This window comes from Enterobacter sp. SST3, assembly GCF_000286655.1.
GTDB lineage: Bacteria > Pseudomonadota > Gammaproteobacteria > Enterobacterales > Enterobacteriaceae > Enterobacter > Enterobacter roggenkampii.
In genome coordinates, this window is record NZ_ALNS01000011.1 from 178,356 (window position 1) to 195,759 (window position 17,404).

18 protein-coding genes, 1 pseudogene and 1 riboswitch are annotated in these 17,404 nt (G+C 53.8%); of the genes and pseudogenes, 12 read left to right on the plus strand and 7 right to left on the minus strand.

What is annotated here, in order from left to right:
* The first annotated feature begins 4 nt into the window (after positions 1-4).
* Entirely contained in the window at positions 5-2,053 is a 2,049-nt protein-coding gene (gene prc / locus B498_RS15430) for a carboxy terminal-processing peptidase (protein ID WP_008500478.1), read from the plus strand.
* 193 nt (positions 2,054-2,246) lie between these two features.
* The gene (gene htpX / locus B498_RS15425; protein ID WP_008500480.1) at positions 2,247-3,128 is read left to right on the plus strand and encodes a protease HtpX; all 882 of its coding nucleotides are present in this window, start codon (positions 2,247-2,249) and stop codon (positions 3,126-3,128) included.
* Between the two features lie 50 nt (positions 3,129-3,178).
* Here htpX and B498_RS15420 read toward each other — a convergent pair whose 3' ends face one another.
* Positions 3,179-4,552, minus strand: coding sequence for an MFS transporter (locus B498_RS15420; protein WP_008500481.1), 1,374 nt, complete (start codon positions 4,550-4,552; stop codon positions 3,179-3,181).
* Between the two features lie 178 nt (positions 4,553-4,730).
* Between B498_RS15420 and kdgR the strand changes: the two genes are divergently transcribed.
* Entirely contained in the window at positions 4,731-5,522 is a 792-nt protein-coding gene (gene kdgR, locus B498_RS15415; protein ID WP_008500482.1) for a DNA-binding transcriptional regulator KdgR, read from the plus strand.
* A 66-nt stretch (positions 5,523-5,588) separates the two neighbouring features.
* Here the strand turns inward: kdgR and B498_RS15410 are convergent, their stop codons facing one another.
* Positions 5,589-5,828 carry a YobH family protein gene (locus tag B498_RS15410; RefSeq protein ID WP_008500483.1) on the minus strand — a complete coding sequence of 80 codons (240 nt, stop codon included), beginning with the start codon at positions 5,826-5,828 and terminating at the stop codon, positions 5,589-5,591.
* A 159-nt stretch (positions 5,829-5,987) separates the two neighbouring features.
* Here B498_RS15410 and mgrB point away from each other — a divergent pair, with 159 nt between their 5' ends.
* From mgrB to rlmA, 7 genes and pseudogenes are all read left to right on the plus strand, one after another.
* Entirely contained in the window at positions 5,988-6,131 is a 144-nt protein-coding gene (gene mgrB, locus B498_RS0121285; protein ID WP_006175995.1) for a PhoP/PhoQ regulator MgrB, read from the plus strand.
* A 74-nt stretch (positions 6,132-6,205) separates the two neighbouring features.
* A complete protein-coding gene (locus tag B498_RS15405; RefSeq protein WP_008500484.1) occupies positions 6,206-6,496 on the plus strand; it encodes a YebO family protein in 291 nt (96 codons plus the stop codon).
* Positions 6,497-6,520: 24 nt separating this feature from the next.
* Entirely contained in the window at positions 6,521-7,510 is a 990-nt protein-coding gene (locus B498_RS15400) for an MBL fold metallo-hydrolase (protein WP_008500485.1), read from the plus strand.
* Positions 7,511-8,035: 525 nt separating this feature from the next.
* A pseudogene (locus B498_RS0121290) lies at positions 8,036-8,180 on the plus strand (DUF2627 domain-containing protein).
* Positions 8,181-8,193: 13 nt separating this feature from the next.
* Positions 8,194-8,403, plus strand: coding sequence for a transcription antiterminator/RNA stability regulator CspE (cspE, locus tag B498_RS15395; RefSeq protein ID WP_001062678.1), 210 nt, complete (start codon positions 8,194-8,196; stop codon positions 8,401-8,403).
* 219 nt (positions 8,404-8,622) lie between these two features.
* Positions 8,623-10,341, plus strand: a complete 1,719-nt coding sequence (ftsI, locus tag B498_RS15390) for a peptidoglycan glycosyltransferase FtsI (RefSeq protein WP_008500486.1) — start codon at positions 8,623-8,625, stop codon at positions 10,339-10,341.
* 65 nt (positions 10,342-10,406) lie between these two features.
* Positions 10,407-11,222, plus strand: coding sequence for a 23S rRNA (guanine(745)-N(1))-methyltransferase (rlmA, locus tag B498_RS15385; RefSeq protein ID WP_008500487.1), 816 nt, complete (start codon positions 10,407-10,409; stop codon positions 11,220-11,222).
* Here the strand turns inward: rlmA and mntP are convergent.
* From mntP to manX, 5 genes are all read right to left on the minus strand, one after another.
* The gene (gene mntP / locus B498_RS15380; RefSeq protein ID WP_008500488.1) at positions 11,219-11,785 is read right to left on the minus strand and encodes a manganese efflux pump MntP; all 567 of its coding nucleotides are present in this window, start codon (positions 11,783-11,785) and stop codon (positions 11,219-11,221) included. The two genes, rlmA and mntP, sit on opposite strands and share 4 nt — an antisense overlap.
* 10 nt (positions 11,786-11,795) lie before the next feature.
* A riboswitch (yybP-ykoY riboswitch) is annotated at positions 11,796-11,985 on the minus strand.
* Positions 11,986-12,183: 198 nt separating this feature from the next.
* Positions 12,184-12,642 (minus strand): DUF986 family protein, encoded by a 459-nt coding sequence (locus tag B498_RS15375; RefSeq protein WP_008500489.1) that lies wholly within the window; start codon positions 12,640-12,642, stop codon positions 12,184-12,186.
* A gap of 61 nt (positions 12,643-12,703) precedes the next feature.
* The gene (locus B498_RS15370; protein ID WP_006810994.1) at positions 12,704-13,555 is read right to left on the minus strand and encodes a PTS mannose transporter subunit IID; all 852 of its coding nucleotides are present in this window, start codon (positions 13,553-13,555) and stop codon (positions 12,704-12,706) included.
* Positions 13,556-13,567: 12 nt separating this feature from the next.
* Complete coding sequence (gene manY / locus B498_RS15365) at positions 13,568-14,368, minus strand: PTS mannose transporter subunit IIC (protein WP_008500490.1); 801 nt, start codon at positions 14,366-14,368, stop codon at positions 13,568-13,570.
* A 46-nt stretch (positions 14,369-14,414) separates the two neighbouring features.
* Positions 14,415-15,380: a PTS mannose transporter subunit IIAB gene (gene manX / locus B498_RS15360; RefSeq protein ID WP_008500491.1), complete on the minus strand. Its 966-nt coding sequence runs from the start codon at positions 15,378-15,380 to the stop codon at positions 14,415-14,417.
* 315 nt (positions 15,381-15,695) lie between these two features.
* Between manX and B498_RS23500 the strand changes: the two genes are divergently transcribed.
* A complete protein-coding gene (locus B498_RS23500) occupies positions 15,696-15,854 on the plus strand; it encodes a protein YoaL (protein WP_371258203.1) in 159 nt (52 codons plus the stop codon).
* Positions 15,842-17,401 (plus strand): CNNM family cation transport protein YoaE, encoded by a 1,560-nt coding sequence (yoaE, locus tag B498_RS15355; protein WP_008500492.1) that lies wholly within the window; start codon positions 15,842-15,844, stop codon positions 17,399-17,401. Before B498_RS23500 ends, yoaE begins: the two co-directional genes overlap by 13 nt.
* Positions 17,402-17,404 lie beyond the last annotated feature (3 nt).

The window sequence follows — 17,404 nt, forward strand, 5'->3', positions numbered from 1 at the left end:
TGGCATGAACACTTTTTTTAAGCTCACCGCGCTGGCGGGCCTGTTTGCTATAACAGGTCACGCCTTTGCAGTGGACGATATCACGCGTGTTGATCAAATTCCGGTACTCAAGGAAGAGACGCAGCACGCGACGGTGAGCGAGCGCGTGACCTCACGTTTCACCCGTTCGCACTATCGTCAGTTCGATCTCGATCAGGCCTTTTCGGCCAAAATCTTTGACCGCTATCTGAACTTGCTGGATTACAGCCATAACGTTTTGCTCGCCAGCGATGTCGAGCAGTTCGCTAAGCGGAAATCCGAGGTGGGTGACGAGTTGCGGTCAGGTAAGCTGGATCTCTTCTACGATCTCTACAACCTGTCGCAAAAGCGCCGCTTCGAACGCTATCAGTACGCGCTGAAAGTGCTGGAACGTCCGATGGACTTCACCGGCAACGACACCTTCAATCTGGACCGCAGCAAAGCGCCCTGGCCAAAAGATGAAGCCGAGCTGAATGCGCTGTGGGACGGCAAAGTGAAATACGACGAGCTGAGCCTTAAGCTCACCGGCAAAGACGAAAAAGAGATCCGTGACACGCTGACGCGTCGTTACAAATTTGCCATTCGTCGCCTGGCACAGACCAACAGTGAGGATGTTTTCTCACTGGCCATGACGGCCTTTGCGCACGAAATCGATCCGCACACCAACTATCTCTCACCTCGCAACACCGAGCAGTTTAATACCGAAATGAGCCTGTCTCTGGAAGGTATCGGCGCGGTGCTGCAGATGGACGATGATTATACGGTGATCAATTCGATGGTCGCGGGTGGCCCGGCATCCAAAAGCAAAGCCATTAGCGTAGGCGATCGCATTGTGGGTGTGGGACAAACCGGCCAGAACATGGTCGATGTGATCGGCTGGCGTCTTGATGACGTGGTTGCGCTGATCAAAGGTCCGAAGGGCAGCAAGGTTCGTCTGGAAATTCTGCCAGCCGGAAAAGGCACCAAAACCCGTATCGTTACCCTGACCCGTGAGCGTATCCGTCTGGAAGATCGCGCGGTGAAAATGTCGGTGAAAACCGTGGGTAAAGAGAAGGTGGGCGTCCTGGATATTCCTGGCTTCTACGTCGGGTTGACTGACGATGTGAAAGTTCAGCTGCAGAAACTTGAAAAGCAGAACGTCAGCAGCATCATCATCGACCTGCGCAGTAACGGCGGCGGGGCGCTGACGGAAGCGGTTTCACTCTCTGGCCTGTTCATCCCATCTGGCCCGGTGGTTCAGGTGCGCGATAACAACGGTAAAGTGCGAGAAGATGCGGACAATGACGGTGTGGTCTACTACAAAGGCCCGCTGGTGGTTCTGGTTGACCGCTTCAGTGCATCTGCATCTGAGATCTTCGCCGCTGCCATGCAGGACTACGGCCGCGCGCTGATCGTCGGTGAGCCAACCTTCGGTAAAGGCACCGTTCAGCAGTACCGCTCTCTGAATCGGATTTACGATCAAATGCTGCGTCCGGAATGGCCTGCACTGGGCTCGGTTCAGTACACCATTCAGAAATTCTACCGCGTAAACGGCGGCAGTACGCAGCGTAAGGGTGTCACGCCGGATATCATCATGCCGACAGGCACTCAGGAGACGGAAACCGGCGAGAAGTTTGAAGATAACGCGTTGCCGTGGGACAGCATCAATGCCGCGACCTACGTGAAAGCGGGTGATATGACGCAATTTGGCCCTGAGCTGCTGAAGGCGCATAACGACCGCATCGCGAAAGATCCGGAGTTCCAGTACATCCTGAAGGATATTGCCCGATTCAATGCCCTGAAAGATAAGCGGAATATCGTTTCTCTGAACTACGCTCAGCGTGAAAAAGAGAACAACGAAGATGATGCAACCCGCCTGGCGCGTATCAACGATCGCTTCAAGCGTGAAGGTAAACCTCTGCTCAAAAAACTGGACGATCTGCCAAAAGATTACCAGGAGCCGGATCCGTATCTCGACGAGACGGTGCATATCGCGCTCGACCTGGCGAATCAGGAAAAAGAGAAACCTGCCGTACAGCCCGCTCCGGCAAAATAACCTCCCAACAGGCACAAGAGATTGTGCCTGTTTCTTTTTGTTCTTCATCCTTCCGTCAGCCAGATTTTCAATTGTGTAAAGTTGTGTCTTTCTGGTGACTTACGCCCGCCGGATGCTTGAAAATAGCCGCAATACCCATACGATGTGGGTAATCGCATAGTGCGTTTTGTTAAACTGAGGTAAAAAGAAAATTATGATGCGAATCGCGCTCTTCCTGCTCACCAACCTGGCGGTGATGGTGGTTTTCGGGCTCGTGCTAAGCCTGACAGGAATTCAGTCGAGCAGCGTTCAGGGTCTGTTGATTATGGCGCTGCTGTTTGGTTTTGGTGGCTCGTTCATCTCCCTGCTGATGTCGAAGTGGATGGCATTGAAATCGGTAGGGGGAGAGGTTATTGAACAGCCGCGTAACGATATGGAACAGTGGCTGATGAATACGGTGGCTCAGCAGTCCCGTCAGGTCGGGATCGCCATGCCGCAGGTGGCCATTTACCATGCTCCGGACATCAACGCGTTCGCCACGGGTGCCCGCCGCGATGCGTCACTGGTCGCTGTTAGCACCGGACTGCTGCAGAACATGAGCCGTGACGAAGCCGAAGCGGTTATCGCCCACGAAATCAGCCATATCGCAAACGGTGACATGGTGACCATGACCCTGATTCAGGGCGTGGTAAACACCTTCGTGATCTTTATCTCCCGCATTCTGGCGCAGATTGCCGCTGGCTTCATGGGCGGCAACCGTGACGAAGGCGAAGAGAGCAACGGCAACCCGCTGATCTATTTTGCCGTGTCGATGGTGCTGGAACTGGTATTCGGTATTCTGGCGAGCATCATCACGATGTGGTTCTCCCGCCACCGTGAATTCCACGCGGATGCCGGTTCTGCGAAGCTGGTTGGTCGCGAGAAGATGATTGCCGCGCTGCAGCGTCTGAAAACCTCCTACGAGCCGCAGGAAGCGAACAGCATGATGGCCTTCTGCATTAACGGTAAATCCAAATCGCTGAGCGAGCTGTTTATGTCTCACCCGCCGCTGGATAAACGTATTGAAGCGCTGCGCAGTGGGGAATACCTGAAGTAACGCAACAAAACACAATAAGCCGGGCAGGAGAACACTCCGCCCGGCTTTTTTTATGCCTGAACCCTGGGCTGGGTCACCCGAAGGCCGCTGACGATGGCCGCGAGGGCGGCAAGCACACCGGCGGTGAGGAGGGCAACATGGTTGCCGTTCTGGCCTGCGAGGTTAAACATCAGGGCGACCAGCGCCGCACCGGTGCTTTGCCCAAGGAGACGCGCGGTTCCCAACATGCCGCTGGCCCCTCCGCTACGATGTCGCGGCGCTGAGGTGATAATGGTGTGGTTATTGGGGGACTGGAACAGCCCAAACCCCGCGCCGCAGAGGATCATGCGCCAGATAATGTCCAGATCGGAAGGCGACGAGGGCAGCAATGCCAGTGCGAAAAGGCCTGTCGCCATCACCGCCAGCCCCAGCGCCCCGAGTAAACCGGCATGAACGCGTTCAATTAAGTAACCTGCCAGCGGGGCCATCACCATGGTCGCCAGCGGCCAGGGGGTGAGCAGCAGTCCGGTCTCCACTTCTGACCGGCCTACCACGCTCTGCAGAAAGAAGGGCAGAGAAACCAGAGCCAGCATCTGGGCGCAAAAAGAGCAGACGGACGTGCAAATGGAGAGCGAAAAGAGGGGAATACGCAGCAGATCAACGGGCAGCAAAGGCGCGGGGAGGGTGAGCTGGCGGCGAACAAAGAAGAAGCCGATCGCCAGCAGGGCGATGAGCTCCGCGCCGGTAAGCATCAGCGATTGTCCTTGCGCAAAGCCGCTCAGCGCCGTAATCAGCAGGCCGAAGGTCAGGGCATTCATCACCGCACTCGTCACGTCGAAGCGCGGCATGCTGATTTTGGGACAGTTAGCGGGAAGAAAGCGCAGGGCAAAGAAGATGGCGAGGATACCCAGCGGCACGTTAATGGCGAACAGCCATTGCCATGACGCGACGGAAAGGATCGCCGCCGCAATGGTTGGCCCGGCGGCAGAAGAGACGGCCACAATAAACGAGTTTATCCCCATGCCGCGCCCCAGATGGCGCTGGGGATAAATCAAGCGGATCAGCGCCGTGTTTACGCTCATCAACGCCGCGCCGCCAAAACCCTGGGCGATGCGCGCCAGCGTCAGGGTATGCAGTGAATCTGAAAGGGCGCAGAACAGGGAGGTAAACGTGAAAACCACCAGGCCACACTGATACACCCGGCGGTAACCGAACATATCGCCCAGGAAAGAGAACGAGAGCAGTGAAACCACAATCGCAATCTGGTAGGCGTTAACAATCCAAATCGAACTGGCGGGTGAGGCATGCAGGTCGCTGGCGATGGTTGGCAGGGCAACGTTGGCAATCGCGCCGTCAAGGACGGCCATGGAGATACCGATAATGATGGTCGCTATTGCGCCATACCGCTGGGGTAATGGCAGGCCATCGGAAAGATTCTTTTCCATCAGGAGTAAAAAGCTCAGCGTGAAATTATTTTCAGGGTAACTATTTTAGCATTGTTACAGCCGCGATATGTCGCAGATTTGTAACGAAGTAAACGCGGATTGATTGCAGCTGACATGACGGGAACTTATAATAAAAACCAGTTCTGATTTTTATAAAACACTCGCTATGAGGTGGTAAATGGCTATTGCGGATTTGGATAAACAACCAGATTCTGTTTCTTCCGTGCTGAAGGTGTTTGGCATCTTACAGGCGCTTGGAGAAGAGCGTGAAATAGGTATTACAGAGCTGTCACAGCGCGTGATGATGTCAAAAAGCACCGTTTATCGCTTTTTGCAAACCATGAAATCATTGGGTTACGTTGCGCAGGAAGGCGAATCTGAAAAATATTCTCTGACGCTGAAGCTGTTTGAATTAGGTGCGCGTGCGCTACAAAATGTTGACCTGATCCGCAGCGCGGACATTCAGATGCGTGAAATCTCTCGCCTGACCAAAGAGACCATTCATCTCGGTGCGCTGGATGAAGACAGCATCGTTTACATCCATAAAATCGACTCCATGTACAATCTGCGCATGTATTCGCGCATTGGGCGCCGCAACCCGCTCTACAGTACCGCGATTGGTAAGGTTCTGCTGGCGTGGCGCGATCGCGAGGAAGTGGAGCAGATCCTCGAAGGCGTGGAATACAAGCGCAGCACGGAACGAACCATTACCAGTACGGAAGCGCTGCTGACGGTGCTCGACCGCGTGCGCGAGCAAGGGTATGGCGAAGATAACGAAGAGCAGGAAGAGGGGCTGCGCTGTATCGGCGTCCCGGTATTTGACCGCTTTGGGGTGGTGATTGCGGGCTTAAGTATCTCTTTCCCAACCTTACGCTTCTCCGAAGAGCGTCTGCATGAGTATGTGACTATTCTGCACACTGCCGCACGTAAAATTTCTGAACAGATGGGCTATCACGACTACCCGTTTTAATCCCTGCTGAAATGAAAAAACGCCGCATCTGATGCGGCGTTTTTTATGCCTCATGAACCAGGCTGATTAGCCGTTATCAATCACGACGGAGGTTTTACGCAGTACAGGACATTGGGTTAAGCCAATGATCCCGCTGTCAGTATGCAGATACTGGGCGGTGCTCATTCCTTGTGCGGTTAGGTATTTACACTGAATGCCTAACCCGGCTGCGTTTTCGGTGCTCCCCACAAGCACACCATAGCCCGTTAACAGGAGGCCAATCCAGACAAGGGCCAGTGCAATAATTGTTCGAATGATGAATCGCATTATTACCTCTTTTATCGTTGTTATCGTAATGCTAGCGTAACGTGTTTACGCAATGAAACAAGTGCAGCATTCTTAAAAACCGCGATGGAGGCGCAGTTAGCCCTTGTTTAAGATAAGCGTGATAATCTCGTTACATCAGGTCCTTAGACGGAGTGTGGAGTGAAAAAAATACGCTGGGTAATTCTGATTATCGTACTGATAGCGTGCGTGGTGTTATGGACGCAGACGATCAATGTGATGTGCGATCAGGATGTACAGTTTTTTAGCGGCGTTTGCGCAATCAACAAATTTATTCCGTGGTAATACACATTTTTTCTCAACGTGATTTCCTTCCTTCACGCCAGTGGTAAAATAGACGTTTTTATTGAGGTGGTGAAATGGGTGAGTTACTGAATTCAGGGCTGCTGAATATGGCATCCCTGATGATTTCTTTGGTGGTTCTGCTTGTGGGGCTGGTCATCTGGTTTTTCGTGAATCGGGCCAGTTCGCGTACAAATGAGCAGATCGAACTGCTGGAAGCGCTGCTCGATCAGCAAAAACGCCAGAATGCATTGCTACGCCGTCTTTGCGAGGCTAACGAACCGGAAGAGAAAGACGCGCCGAAAGACGCGGTCGCTGAAGATAACAAAGACGAAGACGACTTTATCCGCCTGGTGGCTGAGCGTTAATCTTTTTTGTCCTGGGAGGTGGCTGTGGTCTGGAAAAATCCCTGGTATGACCCCTCCCTGAAACATCATACCCCGAACGGTTTTCGTAATACCCTTCCTGTCGGACATCAACCCGGTGACCTTGACCGTTGGCGTAAAGCGCGCAAAGAGGCCGGTTTACCGAAGCCGCCCGCGCTGGGTTATGACGATTTCATCCGCCAGTGGTGGAAACCCGTTGAGCTGGCGCAATCTCATGAAGATGGGGTGTGGTGGCTCGGACACGCGAGCGTGTTGCTGCAGCTGGACGGCAATATCATCCTTACCGATCCGGTGTTTTCACGACGTGCTTCTCCGCTGCCTTTCCTGGGACCCCAGCGCAAAACGCCTCCCGTACTGTCTGTCGAGCAACTTCATCAGCTTGATGCGGTTGTCATCTCCCATAATCATTACGATCATCTTGATGACGCAACCATTCGCAGAATCCTCAAGCGCTTTCCCGACGTCTGTTGTTTCGTTCCGTTGGGCCTGGCCGACTGGTTTCGTCGCCGGGGAGCGAAACGCGTGGTCGAACTCGACTGGTGGCAGAGTTTCACCTGGCAGGGGATGACGCTGACCGCCGTGCCGGCACAGCACTGGAGCATGCGCACGCCATGGAACCGCAATCGTTCCTTATGGTGCGGCTGGGTGATGGAAGGACGGCATCACCGTTTCTGGTTCAGCGGTGATACCGGCTATTCGCCTGAGCTGTTGTTGATTCCTGAACGCCTGGGTCAGATAGATGCCGCCGCGTTGCCGATTGGTGCCTATGCCCCACGATGGTTCATGGCTGTTCATCATATGGATCCGCAATCAGCGGTGGCATTGTGGCAGCAGTTGGGTTGCCCTCTGGCGTTTCCAATTCACTGGGGCGTGTTTGAACTGGCAGATGAAGCTTTAGATGAACCTGTGCAGGAGTTAACTGACGCGCTCGATAATTTAGCACCAGTTAATCATTCTTTCAGGATACTGAAAATTGGTGAATATTTATCCTTCTAAACGAAGCGATAAATTATTGCATATATTCTTGATGTAAACGCGCCTGGGAATGTTTTATTTTTATCGAAACGTTTTGCTTGCCTTCTTTTGATGCAGAGTCATAAAAATTTCATTATTTTGGTGCATAACGCTGTTTATTCGCTGGTGCATTTTAATACAGATGGAAGCGGGTTTTTAACAGTGTTTTTTCTCTGAAACAATTTGGTCGCGTTACAATGATTTAAGCATAACTTTTCACAAATTGTTCTAACTCAATCAGGACGAAAGATTTCTTTTCCTGGTTGCTGGACGGTTCGTAATGAATGAGCTATGTTAAAAAAGTCTTAGATTACAGCGGTTGTGCAAGCAATGCTGGGTCTTTGTTACGCAGCAGGGCTGTCTGTACGCGATGCGCATAATTGTGCAAAACCTGACAGGCACTGTTCGAATTTGTGCGGCGGATCGAGACATGTTTAAAAATGGCTTGCCATATTAAACATAGTGTGTGATAACACGTTTTGGGTCAAACGAGGTACAGTTCTGTTTATGTGTGGCATTTTCAGTAAAGAAGTCCTGAGTAAACACGTTGTCGTTGAATACCGCTTCTCTGCCGAACCTTATATTAGTGCCTCATGCAGTAATGTCTCAGTTTTATCTCAGTTAATGCCTGCGGGCTAAGAAAACACTCTAAGGAATTTTGCAAAATGGCAAAGATTAAAGGTCAAGTTAAGTGGTTCAACGAGTCTAAAGGTTTTGGTTTCATTACTCCTGCTGACGGCAGCAAAGACGTGTTCGTACACTTCTCTGCAATCCAGGGTAACGGCTTCAAAACTCTGGCTGAAGGCCAGAACGTTGAGTTCGAAATTCAGGACGGCCAGAAAGGCCCAGCTGCAGTTAACGTAACTGCTATCTGATCGAACCGCTGCTGACTGAAGTGCCCTGCACTTCACTCTCAGACATAAAGCCTCGCCTGTCGCGGGGCTTTTTTATGTCCCTTATCTTTCAAAATATTACCATCCACGGTCTTGTTAGTAACTTGTTGCAAAGCTGCGAGGTTAGTAGCACTGTTTTGCCACCCTAAACCCATCTTTTCCCGTTAAATCAGTGCGTTGTTTTACAGCCCTGGGGTTCAGGTGAAGAAGAAATCGATAGCGACCGTCGGAAATTTCACGCCGGCGCGTTTTGTGCTGCTCTGTTTAGCTATTTTTTGTAGTCTGGCTTTTCTGCTGGGCCGCGTTGCCTGGCTGCAAATCATTAAGCCTGACAATCTGGTGAAGCAGGAAGATATGCGATCCCTCCGCCAGCTGGCGATTGATGCGCCGCGCGGCATGATAATGGATCGCCAGGCCCGCCCTCTGGCGGTGAGCGTGCCTGTCCAGGCCGTCTGGGCCGATCCTAAGACGGTGCTGGCAAAAGGGGGCGTCAGCCTTGATGAGCGCTGGCAGGCGCTGGCCAGCGCGCTGCATCTCTCCCTCGGCACGCTCTCGGCACGCATCAACGCCAACCCGCAGGGGCGTTTTATTTACCTTGCCCGCCAGGTCGATCCGGCACAGGCAAAGTGGATCGATAAACTGAATCTGCCCGGCATCAATTTACGCGACGAGTCCCGCCGTTTTTATCCTGCTGGCCATGTGGCAGCGAACCTGATTGGTTTCACCAATATTGACGGGCAGGGCATTGAAGGTGTGGAAAAGAGCTTCAACGCCCAACTCACCGGCAAGCCGGGCGTGCGTCAGGTGAGGGAAGATCGCTACGGGCGCGTGGTTGAAAACCTGACTGAAATCGCGCCCTCACCGGCGCATAACATTCAGTTAAGTATTGACGAGCGGCTGCAAACCATCACCGAAGATGCGCTCGACAATGCCGTGGCCTGGAACAAGGCCGAGTCGGGGGCATCGGTATTAATTAATATCCCAACCGGGGAAATACTCGCGATGGCGAGCTATCCGGATTTCAATCCCAATAATCGGGAAGGCGCGACGATAAACGATTTCCGCAACCGCGCGATCAGCGATACGTTCGAACCCGGTTCGACCGTCAAGCCGCTGGTGCTGATGACGGCCCTGCAGCAGGGCCTGGTCCAGCCGGATAGCGTGATTGACACCCATCCGTATACCCTTGACGGGCATCGCATTCGCGACGTGGGCTATTACCCTGAGCTGACGATGACCGGGATCCTGCAAAAATCGAGCGACACCGGCGTTTCCCGGCTTTCTCTGGCGATGCCCGTTCAGCACCTTATTGACACCTATCGAAACTTTGGTTTTGGCACCAATACGGGGCTTGGCTTAACGGGGGAAAGTTCAGGGCTGTTGCCACAGCGTAAATACTGGAGCCAGCTCGATCGCGCGACCTTTGCCTTCGGCTACGGGCTGATGGTCACGCCGCTCCAGCTGGCCCACGTCTACGCCACGATTGGTGGGTTCGGGCTTGAGCGTCCTCTCTCCATCACCCGCATCGATCCCCCCGTTATCGGGCACCGCGTCATGCCGGAAGAGATTGCGCACGAAGTGGAGCACATGATGGAGAGCGTTGCGCTGCCGGGCGGCGGTGGCGTTAAGGCTGCCGTGCGTGATTACCGGGTGGCGGTGAAAACCGGCACGGCGAAGAAAATTGACGATAGCGGGAAGTATGTCGATAAATACGTCGCCTACACCGCGGGCGTTGCGCCTGCCAGCAATCCGCGTTTTGCTCTGGTGGTGGTGATTAACGATCCGCAAAACGGGGCCTACTACGGCGGTGCCGTCTCTGCGCCTGTCTTCAGCGAGATTATGGGTAACGTGCTGCGTCTGGAGAATATCAAACCTGACGGATTACCAGCGGGGTCCGATCACCTTATCGTCATGCGCTAACCGGGCGTTTATAACAGGGGCGAATAGCGGTACACTTCGCCCTTTGATTATGCTCCGGAGTTGCCATGTCCTTCAGCTGTCCCCTTTGCCACGCCCCCCTGACGCACTCAGATAAACGTTATACCTGTCCGCAGGGGCATCAGTTTGACCGGGCAAAAGAAGGCTACGTGAATCTTCTGCCGGTGCAGCATAAGCGCTCGCGCGATCCTGGCGACAGTGCAGAGATGATGCGGGCGCGCCGCGCGTTTCTCGATGCCGGGCACTATCTGCCGCTGCGGGAGACCGTCGCGCAGAGGCTGAATGACATTCTGCCTGCTTCCGCCACCGCCATGCTCGATATCGGCTGTGGGGAAGGGTACTACACCGCACGGTTTGCGGAGGTTGCTCGTGAGAAGGGCGCACAGACATTCGGTCTGGACGTGTCGAAAGTGGCCATTCGCGCGGCGGCAAAACGTTATACCGACGTGACGTTCTGCGTGGCGTCCAGCCACCGGCTGCCGTTTGACGATGCCAGCATGGACGCGGTTATCCGCATCTACGCGCCGTGTAAGGCGGAGGAGCTGGCGCGCGTCGTGAAACCGGGCGGATGGGTGGTCACCGTAACGCCTGGCCCGCGTCATCTGATGGAGCTGAAAGGGCTGATCTACGACGAAGTGCGTCTCCATGCCCCTCATTCTGAACAGCTGGCCGGTTTTACCCTGAAGCAGGCGGAATCGGTGGCGTACGAAATGAAGCTGAAAGGGGAAGAGGCCGTCGCGTTATTGCAGATGACGCCGTTCGCGTGGCGGGCAAAACCTGAGGTATGGGAAACGTTAGCGGCACACTCAACATTTCGCTGCCAGACGGACTTTAGCATCCACGTCTGGCAGCGCGAAGATTAACCGGCAAAGTGTGCCCAGAGGATCTGGGCACCAATGCCAATCAGCACAATCCCCCCGAGGATCTCGGCGCGTTTACCCAGCAGCGGGCCGATAAACCGTCCGACCATTATGCCCAGCGTGGACATAATCAGGGTTGCACAGCCAATAGCCAGCGCGGTGGCGATAATATTGACCTGCAAAAATGCCAGACCGACGCCGACGGCCATCGCATCAAGGCTGGTGGCAATGGCCGTGGTGACCAGCAGCCAGAAGCCGTGGCGGTGCTGCGGCTCCTCGTCTTCATCATCGCCGCCGCGAAAACCTTCAATGACCATTCGGCCACCGAGAAACACCAGCAGGACGAAGGCAATCCAGTGGTTCCACTCCAGCACGAACTGGCTGGCGAGCATGCCAAGTCCCCAGCCGAGAAGCGGGGTCAGCGTTTCGATAGCGCCAAAAATCAGGCCGGTACGCAGAGCTTCTGAGAATTTAGGTTTGTGGAGCGTGGCGCCTTTTCCGATGGAAGCAGCGAATGCGTCCATGGACATGCCAAAAGCGAGAAGGATCGTAGCGGAGATATTCATAACAGCGTCCAGACCGGGGATATCCATATGACACATCACTGCCCCCAGTAAAAAGCAGTTGATGTATCTATGGTCTCGCCTGATCGCAACGCACATAAGACATGCGGTAAGCGATCCGTACGTGCCACGTTTTTCAACGAGTATGTTGACACGTACATTTCCTGCGAACAGGAAATCGGCTACTCCCCAACGACGGGCGCAACCTTAACATATTTTGAGAATATAAAACAACAATGAAGAGGCATTATTTAAATCGTTTGTTGATAACGATTTTCATTTGTCTTTAAGCGTGAAAATATCGTTAACAAATAGCATTCAAATTAGCGGTGGGGATATAGCTTTGGCTATGTTGCTTGCGCAAAATAAAGACAAGTTATAGCCATTGCTATATTGCTAACTCATTGAGTTTTAACAAGTAACTTGTATATCTTTTCCAGGTCATCAATATTCTTCACCCGAATAAGCAGGCGGCGTTGTTCTAATTGCATCACCAGTACGCCGTCCTCGGATAAATTCATTTCTTTAATACGGTTATATTCTATCCATACATTGGCGAAGAAGAATCCGTGGGATTTAAAAATGATTTTCGGCGTGCGAATCCAGAACAGATAAATCGCCATTAATGCCAGCGCACATAATAACCATGTGGTTAATAATGCACCATGGCTGGTGACGTTATTGTAAATAAGAATGGCGATGAGGCCCACGAAGATAAAGGCATCCACGCGCCCGCGTCGTAGCAGGGGAAGGGAGAGCAGCGTCTCGCCGTGACGGCGCGGCATGATTAACTCGTCATAGATCGCATAAGCCAGAAGGGCAATAATAAATAAAACCAGTACGATGTCCGTGACAGTCATTCTTCCTCCAGATAACCAATAAAAAACCGGGGGCAAGCCCCCGGCGTCTAACGTTATTGCATTACAGACCCAGCAGGCCGACGGCGTAACCCGCGATACCGATGACGAAGAAGCCAACGATAATCCACAGCGGGTTCACTTTCTTACGCAGCAGCCACATACAGGCGAAGGTCAACAGCAGCGGGACCAGGCCCGGCATCAGCTGGTCCAGAATCGTCTGCACGGTGGTGACGCGAGTCTGACCATCCTGTCCGGTGATGGTCGATACCACCAGCGGGATGTTCACGTGCGTCCACTTGTTAACCAGTGCCCCCATGACAAACAGGCCGAGGATTGACGCCCCCTCAGTCAGCTTCTGCAGGAAGCCGCCTCCCATGTCCTTAACGATGTCCACCCCTTTACGGTAGCCGTAGGCCACACCGTAGTAACGGGTCAGCAGACGCACGGCGTTGAACAGGATGAAGAACAGCAGAGGGCCAAGCAGGCTGCCGCTCATCGCGATACCGGCACCCAGCGCCGCGAAGACCGGACGAACGGTACCCCAGAAGATCGGGTCACCGACGCCGGCCAACGGGCCCATCAGGCCGACTTTGATACCGTTGATGGCACCGTCGTCAATCTCTGCACCGTTCGCACGCTGCTCTTCCATCGCCAGCGTTACGCCCAGAACGGGGGCCGCAACGTAAGGATGGGTGTTAAAGAATTCCAGGTGACGCTTGATGGCCTGACGGCGCGCTTCGTTATTTTCCGGATACAGGCGTTTGATCGCCGGTACCATGGAGAAGCAGAAACCCAGCGCCTGCATACGTTCGAAGTTCCATGAACCCTGAAACAGGTTAGAACGGATGAACACGCCACGAATATCACCCGGAGTGAGTTTTTTCTCGGTGGTAGTTTTTGTCATATCAACCATGTCGCTCACCTGTTAGTCCAGTTCGTTATCGAGATCGTTGTTACCAGCAGCCTGCGCTGGGGCACCCGCGACGCGGTTATATTTCGGGCTGAGCTGGATGTAGAGAATCGCCATTACCGCACCAATCACACCCAGCGCAACCAGGTTGAAGTTGGTGAATGCCGCGGTCACGAAGCCGAGGTAGAAGAACGGCATCAGGTAGCCTGCGCGCATCATGTTGATGACCATCGCATAACCAACGACCACGATCATGCCGCCCGCGATGTTCAGACCGCCGGTGACCACTTCAGGAATGGCGTTCAGCATGCTCTGGACTTCACTGGTACCGACGGAGATCGCAACGATAACCGCCGGGATCGCGATACGCATCGCCTGCAGGAACAGGGAAGAAACGTGGATCCACGACAGTGCCGTGAGGTTGCCGTTTTCGGCGGCCTTATCCGCTGCGTGCTGGAAGGCTACGGTGATAGTACGAACAATGATGGTCAGAACCTGGCCTGCGGCTGCCAGCGGGATCGCCAGGGCGATACCTGCACCAATACTCTGGTGACCGGCAATAACCAGAACGGTCGAAATGATAGAGGCCAGCGCGGCATCAGGCGCAACTGCCGCACCGATGTTCATCCAGCCCAGGGCGATCATTTCCAGGGTACCACCGATGATGATACCGGTTTTCATGTCACCCAGAACGGCCCCAATCAGCGTACAGGCCACCAGAGGGCGGTGGAACTGAAATTCATCAAGTACGGATTCCATACCCGCAATACATGCGACGACGAACACCAGTACAATCTGAAGAGTGGTAATCTCCATTGCACTTCTCCTATTACATAAACTTTATGTGAGAACCGGCGCGGGCTTATTTCCCAACTTTGCCGATCAAATCCATCATTTTCAGTTTTTGATCCGTGGAAACCTTACGGGCTTCCAGCTCAATACCGCGCGCATTCAGCTTGTTGAATGCCTCGATATCTTTCGCATCAACTGAAATGGCGTTGTTGACCTGCGTTTTGCCCTGACGGAAGGCCATACCACCAATGTTAACGGAGGTGATTTTCACGCCGCCTTCAACAATGCGCTCAACGTCTGTCGGGTTAGTGAACAGGAGCATTACGCGTTCGCCCGCATATTTCGGGTTGTTGTAAACGCGGATCATCTTGGCGACATCCACGACGTGCGCGGTAACGCCAGGCGGAGCAACCTGAGTCAGAAGGGTTTTACGAACGGTGTCGGCGGCCACTTCGTCGCTGACCACGATAATGCGTTGAACGTTGGTCTCTTTGGTCCAGCGCGTGGCAACCTGACCGTGGATGAGGCGGTCATCAATACGCGCAAGGCCAATCACCATGTAATCATTCGGACCCATCGGTTTTGCAGGCGCTGCCGCTTTCGGTGCCGCTGCGGGCGCAGGGGCAGGTTTTTCCACCGGCTGTGCTTTCAGGGCTTTCACCCCTTCACGGCCCGTTTCAACGGCCAGGGCCACCAGCTCGTCGAAAGACGGATTGTCGTCGCGCGCCATGAAGGTTTCCACCAGCATGGGGATATTGACCCCGGCGACAACTTCATAGTGCTCTTTATCGACGACAATGCGGCTGGCAGCATTGAACGGGCTGCCGCCCCATGTATCAACGAGAAACAGCACGCCCTTGCTGGTATCCAGCTTCGCGAGTTGAGCGTTGTACTTCTCAATCAGCGTCTCGGCGTTTTCACCGGGAACGAAATCGATCCAGCCGACGTTTTCCTGCTCGCCCAACAGCATCTCTGCCGTTTTGAGTAGCTGCTCAGCAGCCCAACCATGTGTGCCTATGACAATAGCAATGGTCACTTGCTACCTCCTTTTATTATCATTAATACGCCTGCCGGGCAGTCGTACTGAGAATCGTATTGGCGAACCGAATCGATTCAGATAAGGGTTAGAGTTCAAAAACTAAGACTTCCGCGAATTATTTTAGATAGTGAAAAAATAATTTATGTGATGAAGATCCGTAATTTAGCCACGCGCGACAGATTTATCTTAAGGGTACAGCCACTGTGTTACAGATCTTTGCAAAGGAACGTAAATCTTTGCTAAAAATGCATTGTGTCTGATATGTTTAGCCTCCGTTTAATTGTTCAGGAGTATAGGGCTACAGCCCACTATATGGACCGTCACCGACGTCAGTCATCTTTCAGGCCATTTCGCGCCTTTTTCACCGGCGATCCTCGCCACGTATCGACTCTGTCTGCCTCTGTTTTGCCCACGTTGAGTGGGGCACCGTTTCGTCATTCCTTTAGCAGGAGCTTGTCATGGAATTCTTAATGGACCCGTCAATCTGGGTAGGATTGCTCACGCTGGTGGTGCTGGAGATTGTTCTCGGCATCGATAACCTGGTGTTTATCGCCATCCTTGCGGATAAGCTGCCGCCAAAACAGCGTGATAAAGCGCGTCTGATTGGTCTCTCGCTGGCGCTGGTCATGCGACTGGGTCTGCTCTCCGTTATCTCGTGGATGGTCACGCTGACCAAACCGTTATTCTCCGTCATGGATTACACCTTTTCCGGCCGTGATTTGATCATGCTGATCGGGGGGATATTCCTGCTCTTCAAAGCGACGACAGAGCTCCATGAGCGGCTGGAAAACCGGCAGCACGATGATGGTCACGGTAAAGGCTATGCCAGCTTCTGGGTGGTGGTGCTGCAGATCGTGGTGCTGGATGCGGTCTTCTCGCTGGATGCGGTGATCACGGCGGTCGGCATGGTGAACCACCTGCCGGTCATGATGGCGGCGGTGGTTATTGCGATGGCGGTCATGCTGCTGGCGTCGAAACCGCTGACGCGTTTCGTGAACCAGCATCCGACGGTGGTGGTGCTGTGTCTGAGCTTCCTGCTGATGATTGGTCTGAGCCTGGTGGCGGAAGGCTTTGGCTTCCATATTCCGAAAGGCTACCTGTACGCTGCGATTGGCTTCTCGATCCTGATCGAGCTGTTCAACCAGATTGCGCGTCGTAACTTTATTAAGCAGCAGTCAAATCAGCCGCTGCGCGCCCGTACCGCGGATGCCATTCTGCGTTTGATGGGCGGTCGTCGTCAGGTGAACGTTCAGTCTGATTCCGAAAACCACAACCCGGTTCCGGTGCCGGAAGGGGCGTTTGTGGAACAGGAACGCTACATGATTAACGGCGTGCTCTCTCTGGCCTCCCGTTCGCTGCGCGGCATCATGACGCCGCGCGGGGAGATCAGCTGGGTCGATGCTAACCTGAGCGTGGATGAAATTCGCCAGCAGCTGCTCTCTTCACCGCACAGCCTGTTCCCGGTGTGTCGCGGCGAGCTGGATGAGATCATCGGCGTGGTCAGGGCAAAAGAGATGCTGGTCGCTCTGGAAGAAGGCGTTAACGTCGAAGCCGTTGCTGCCGCATCGCCTGCGATTGTGGTGCCGGAAACGCTGGATCCGATCAACCTGCTCGGTGTGCTGCGCCGCGCGCGCGGTAGCTTTGTTATCGTCACCAACGAGTTTGGCGTGGTGCAGGGGCTGGTGACGCCGCTGGACGTGCTGGAAGCGATTGCCGGTGAATTCCCGGATGAAGACGAAACGCCGGAAATTGTTGCCGACGGCGAAGGCTGGCTGGTTAAAGGTACGACCGACCTGCACGCGCTCTCGCACACGCTGGGGCTGGAAAACGTGGTCAACGATGAAGAAGACATCGCGACCGTTGCCGGTCTGGTTATCGCCGTGAACGGGCAGATCCCGCGCGTCGGCGATGTGATTGAGCTGCCGCCGCTGCACATTACCATTGTCGAAGCCAACGACTATCGCGTTGATATGGTCCGCATTGTTAAAGAACAATCTGCCCACGATGAAGATGAGTAAGTC

Bases quoted from the DNA above. Each gene is read 5' to 3' on its own strand.
- prc (WP_008500478.1), top strand. From the start codon at position 5: ATGAACACTTTTTTTAAGCTCACCGCGCTGGCGGGCCTGTTTGCTATA.
- htpX (WP_008500480.1), top strand. From the start codon at position 2,247: ATGATGCGAATCGCGCTCTTCCTGCTCACCAACCTGGCGGTGATGGTG.
- B498_RS15420 (WP_008500481.1), bottom strand. From the start codon at position 4,552: ATGGAAAAGAATCTTTCCGATGGCCTGCCATTACCCCAGCGGTATGGC.
- kdgR (WP_008500482.1), top strand. From the start codon at position 4,731: ATGGCTATTGCGGATTTGGATAAACAACCAGATTCTGTTTCTTCCGTG.
- B498_RS15410 (WP_008500483.1), bottom strand. From the start codon at position 5,828: ATGCGATTCATCATTCGAACAATTATTGCACTGGCCCTTGTCTGGATT.
- B498_RS15405 (WP_008500484.1), top strand. From the start codon at position 6,206: ATGGGTGAGTTACTGAATTCAGGGCTGCTGAATATGGCATCCCTGATG.
- cspE (WP_001062678.1), top strand. From the start codon at position 8,194: ATGGCAAAGATTAAAGGTCAAGTTAAGTGGTTCAACGAGTCTAAAGGT.
- rlmA (WP_008500487.1), top strand. From the start codon at position 10,407: ATGTCCTTCAGCTGTCCCCTTTGCCACGCCCCCCTGACGCACTCAGAT.
- mntP (WP_008500488.1), bottom strand. From the start codon at position 11,785: ATGAATATCTCCGCTACGATCCTTCTCGCTTTTGGCATGTCCATGGAC.
- B498_RS15375 (WP_008500489.1), bottom strand. From the start codon at position 12,642: ATGACTGTCACGGACATCGTACTGGTTTTATTTATTATTGCCCTTCTG.
- B498_RS15370 (WP_006810994.1), bottom strand. From the start codon at position 13,555: ATGGTTGATATGACAAAAACTACCACCGAGAAAAAACTCACTCCGGGT.
- manY (WP_008500490.1), bottom strand. From the start codon at position 14,368: ATGGAGATTACCACTCTTCAGATTGTACTGGTGTTCGTCGTCGCATGT.
- B498_RS23500 (WP_371258203.1), top strand. From the start codon at position 15,696: ATGGACCGTCACCGACGTCAGTCATCTTTCAGGCCATTTCGCGCCTTT.
- yoaE (WP_008500492.1), top strand. From the start codon at position 15,842: ATGGAATTCTTAATGGACCCGTCAATCTGGGTAGGATTGCTCACGCTG.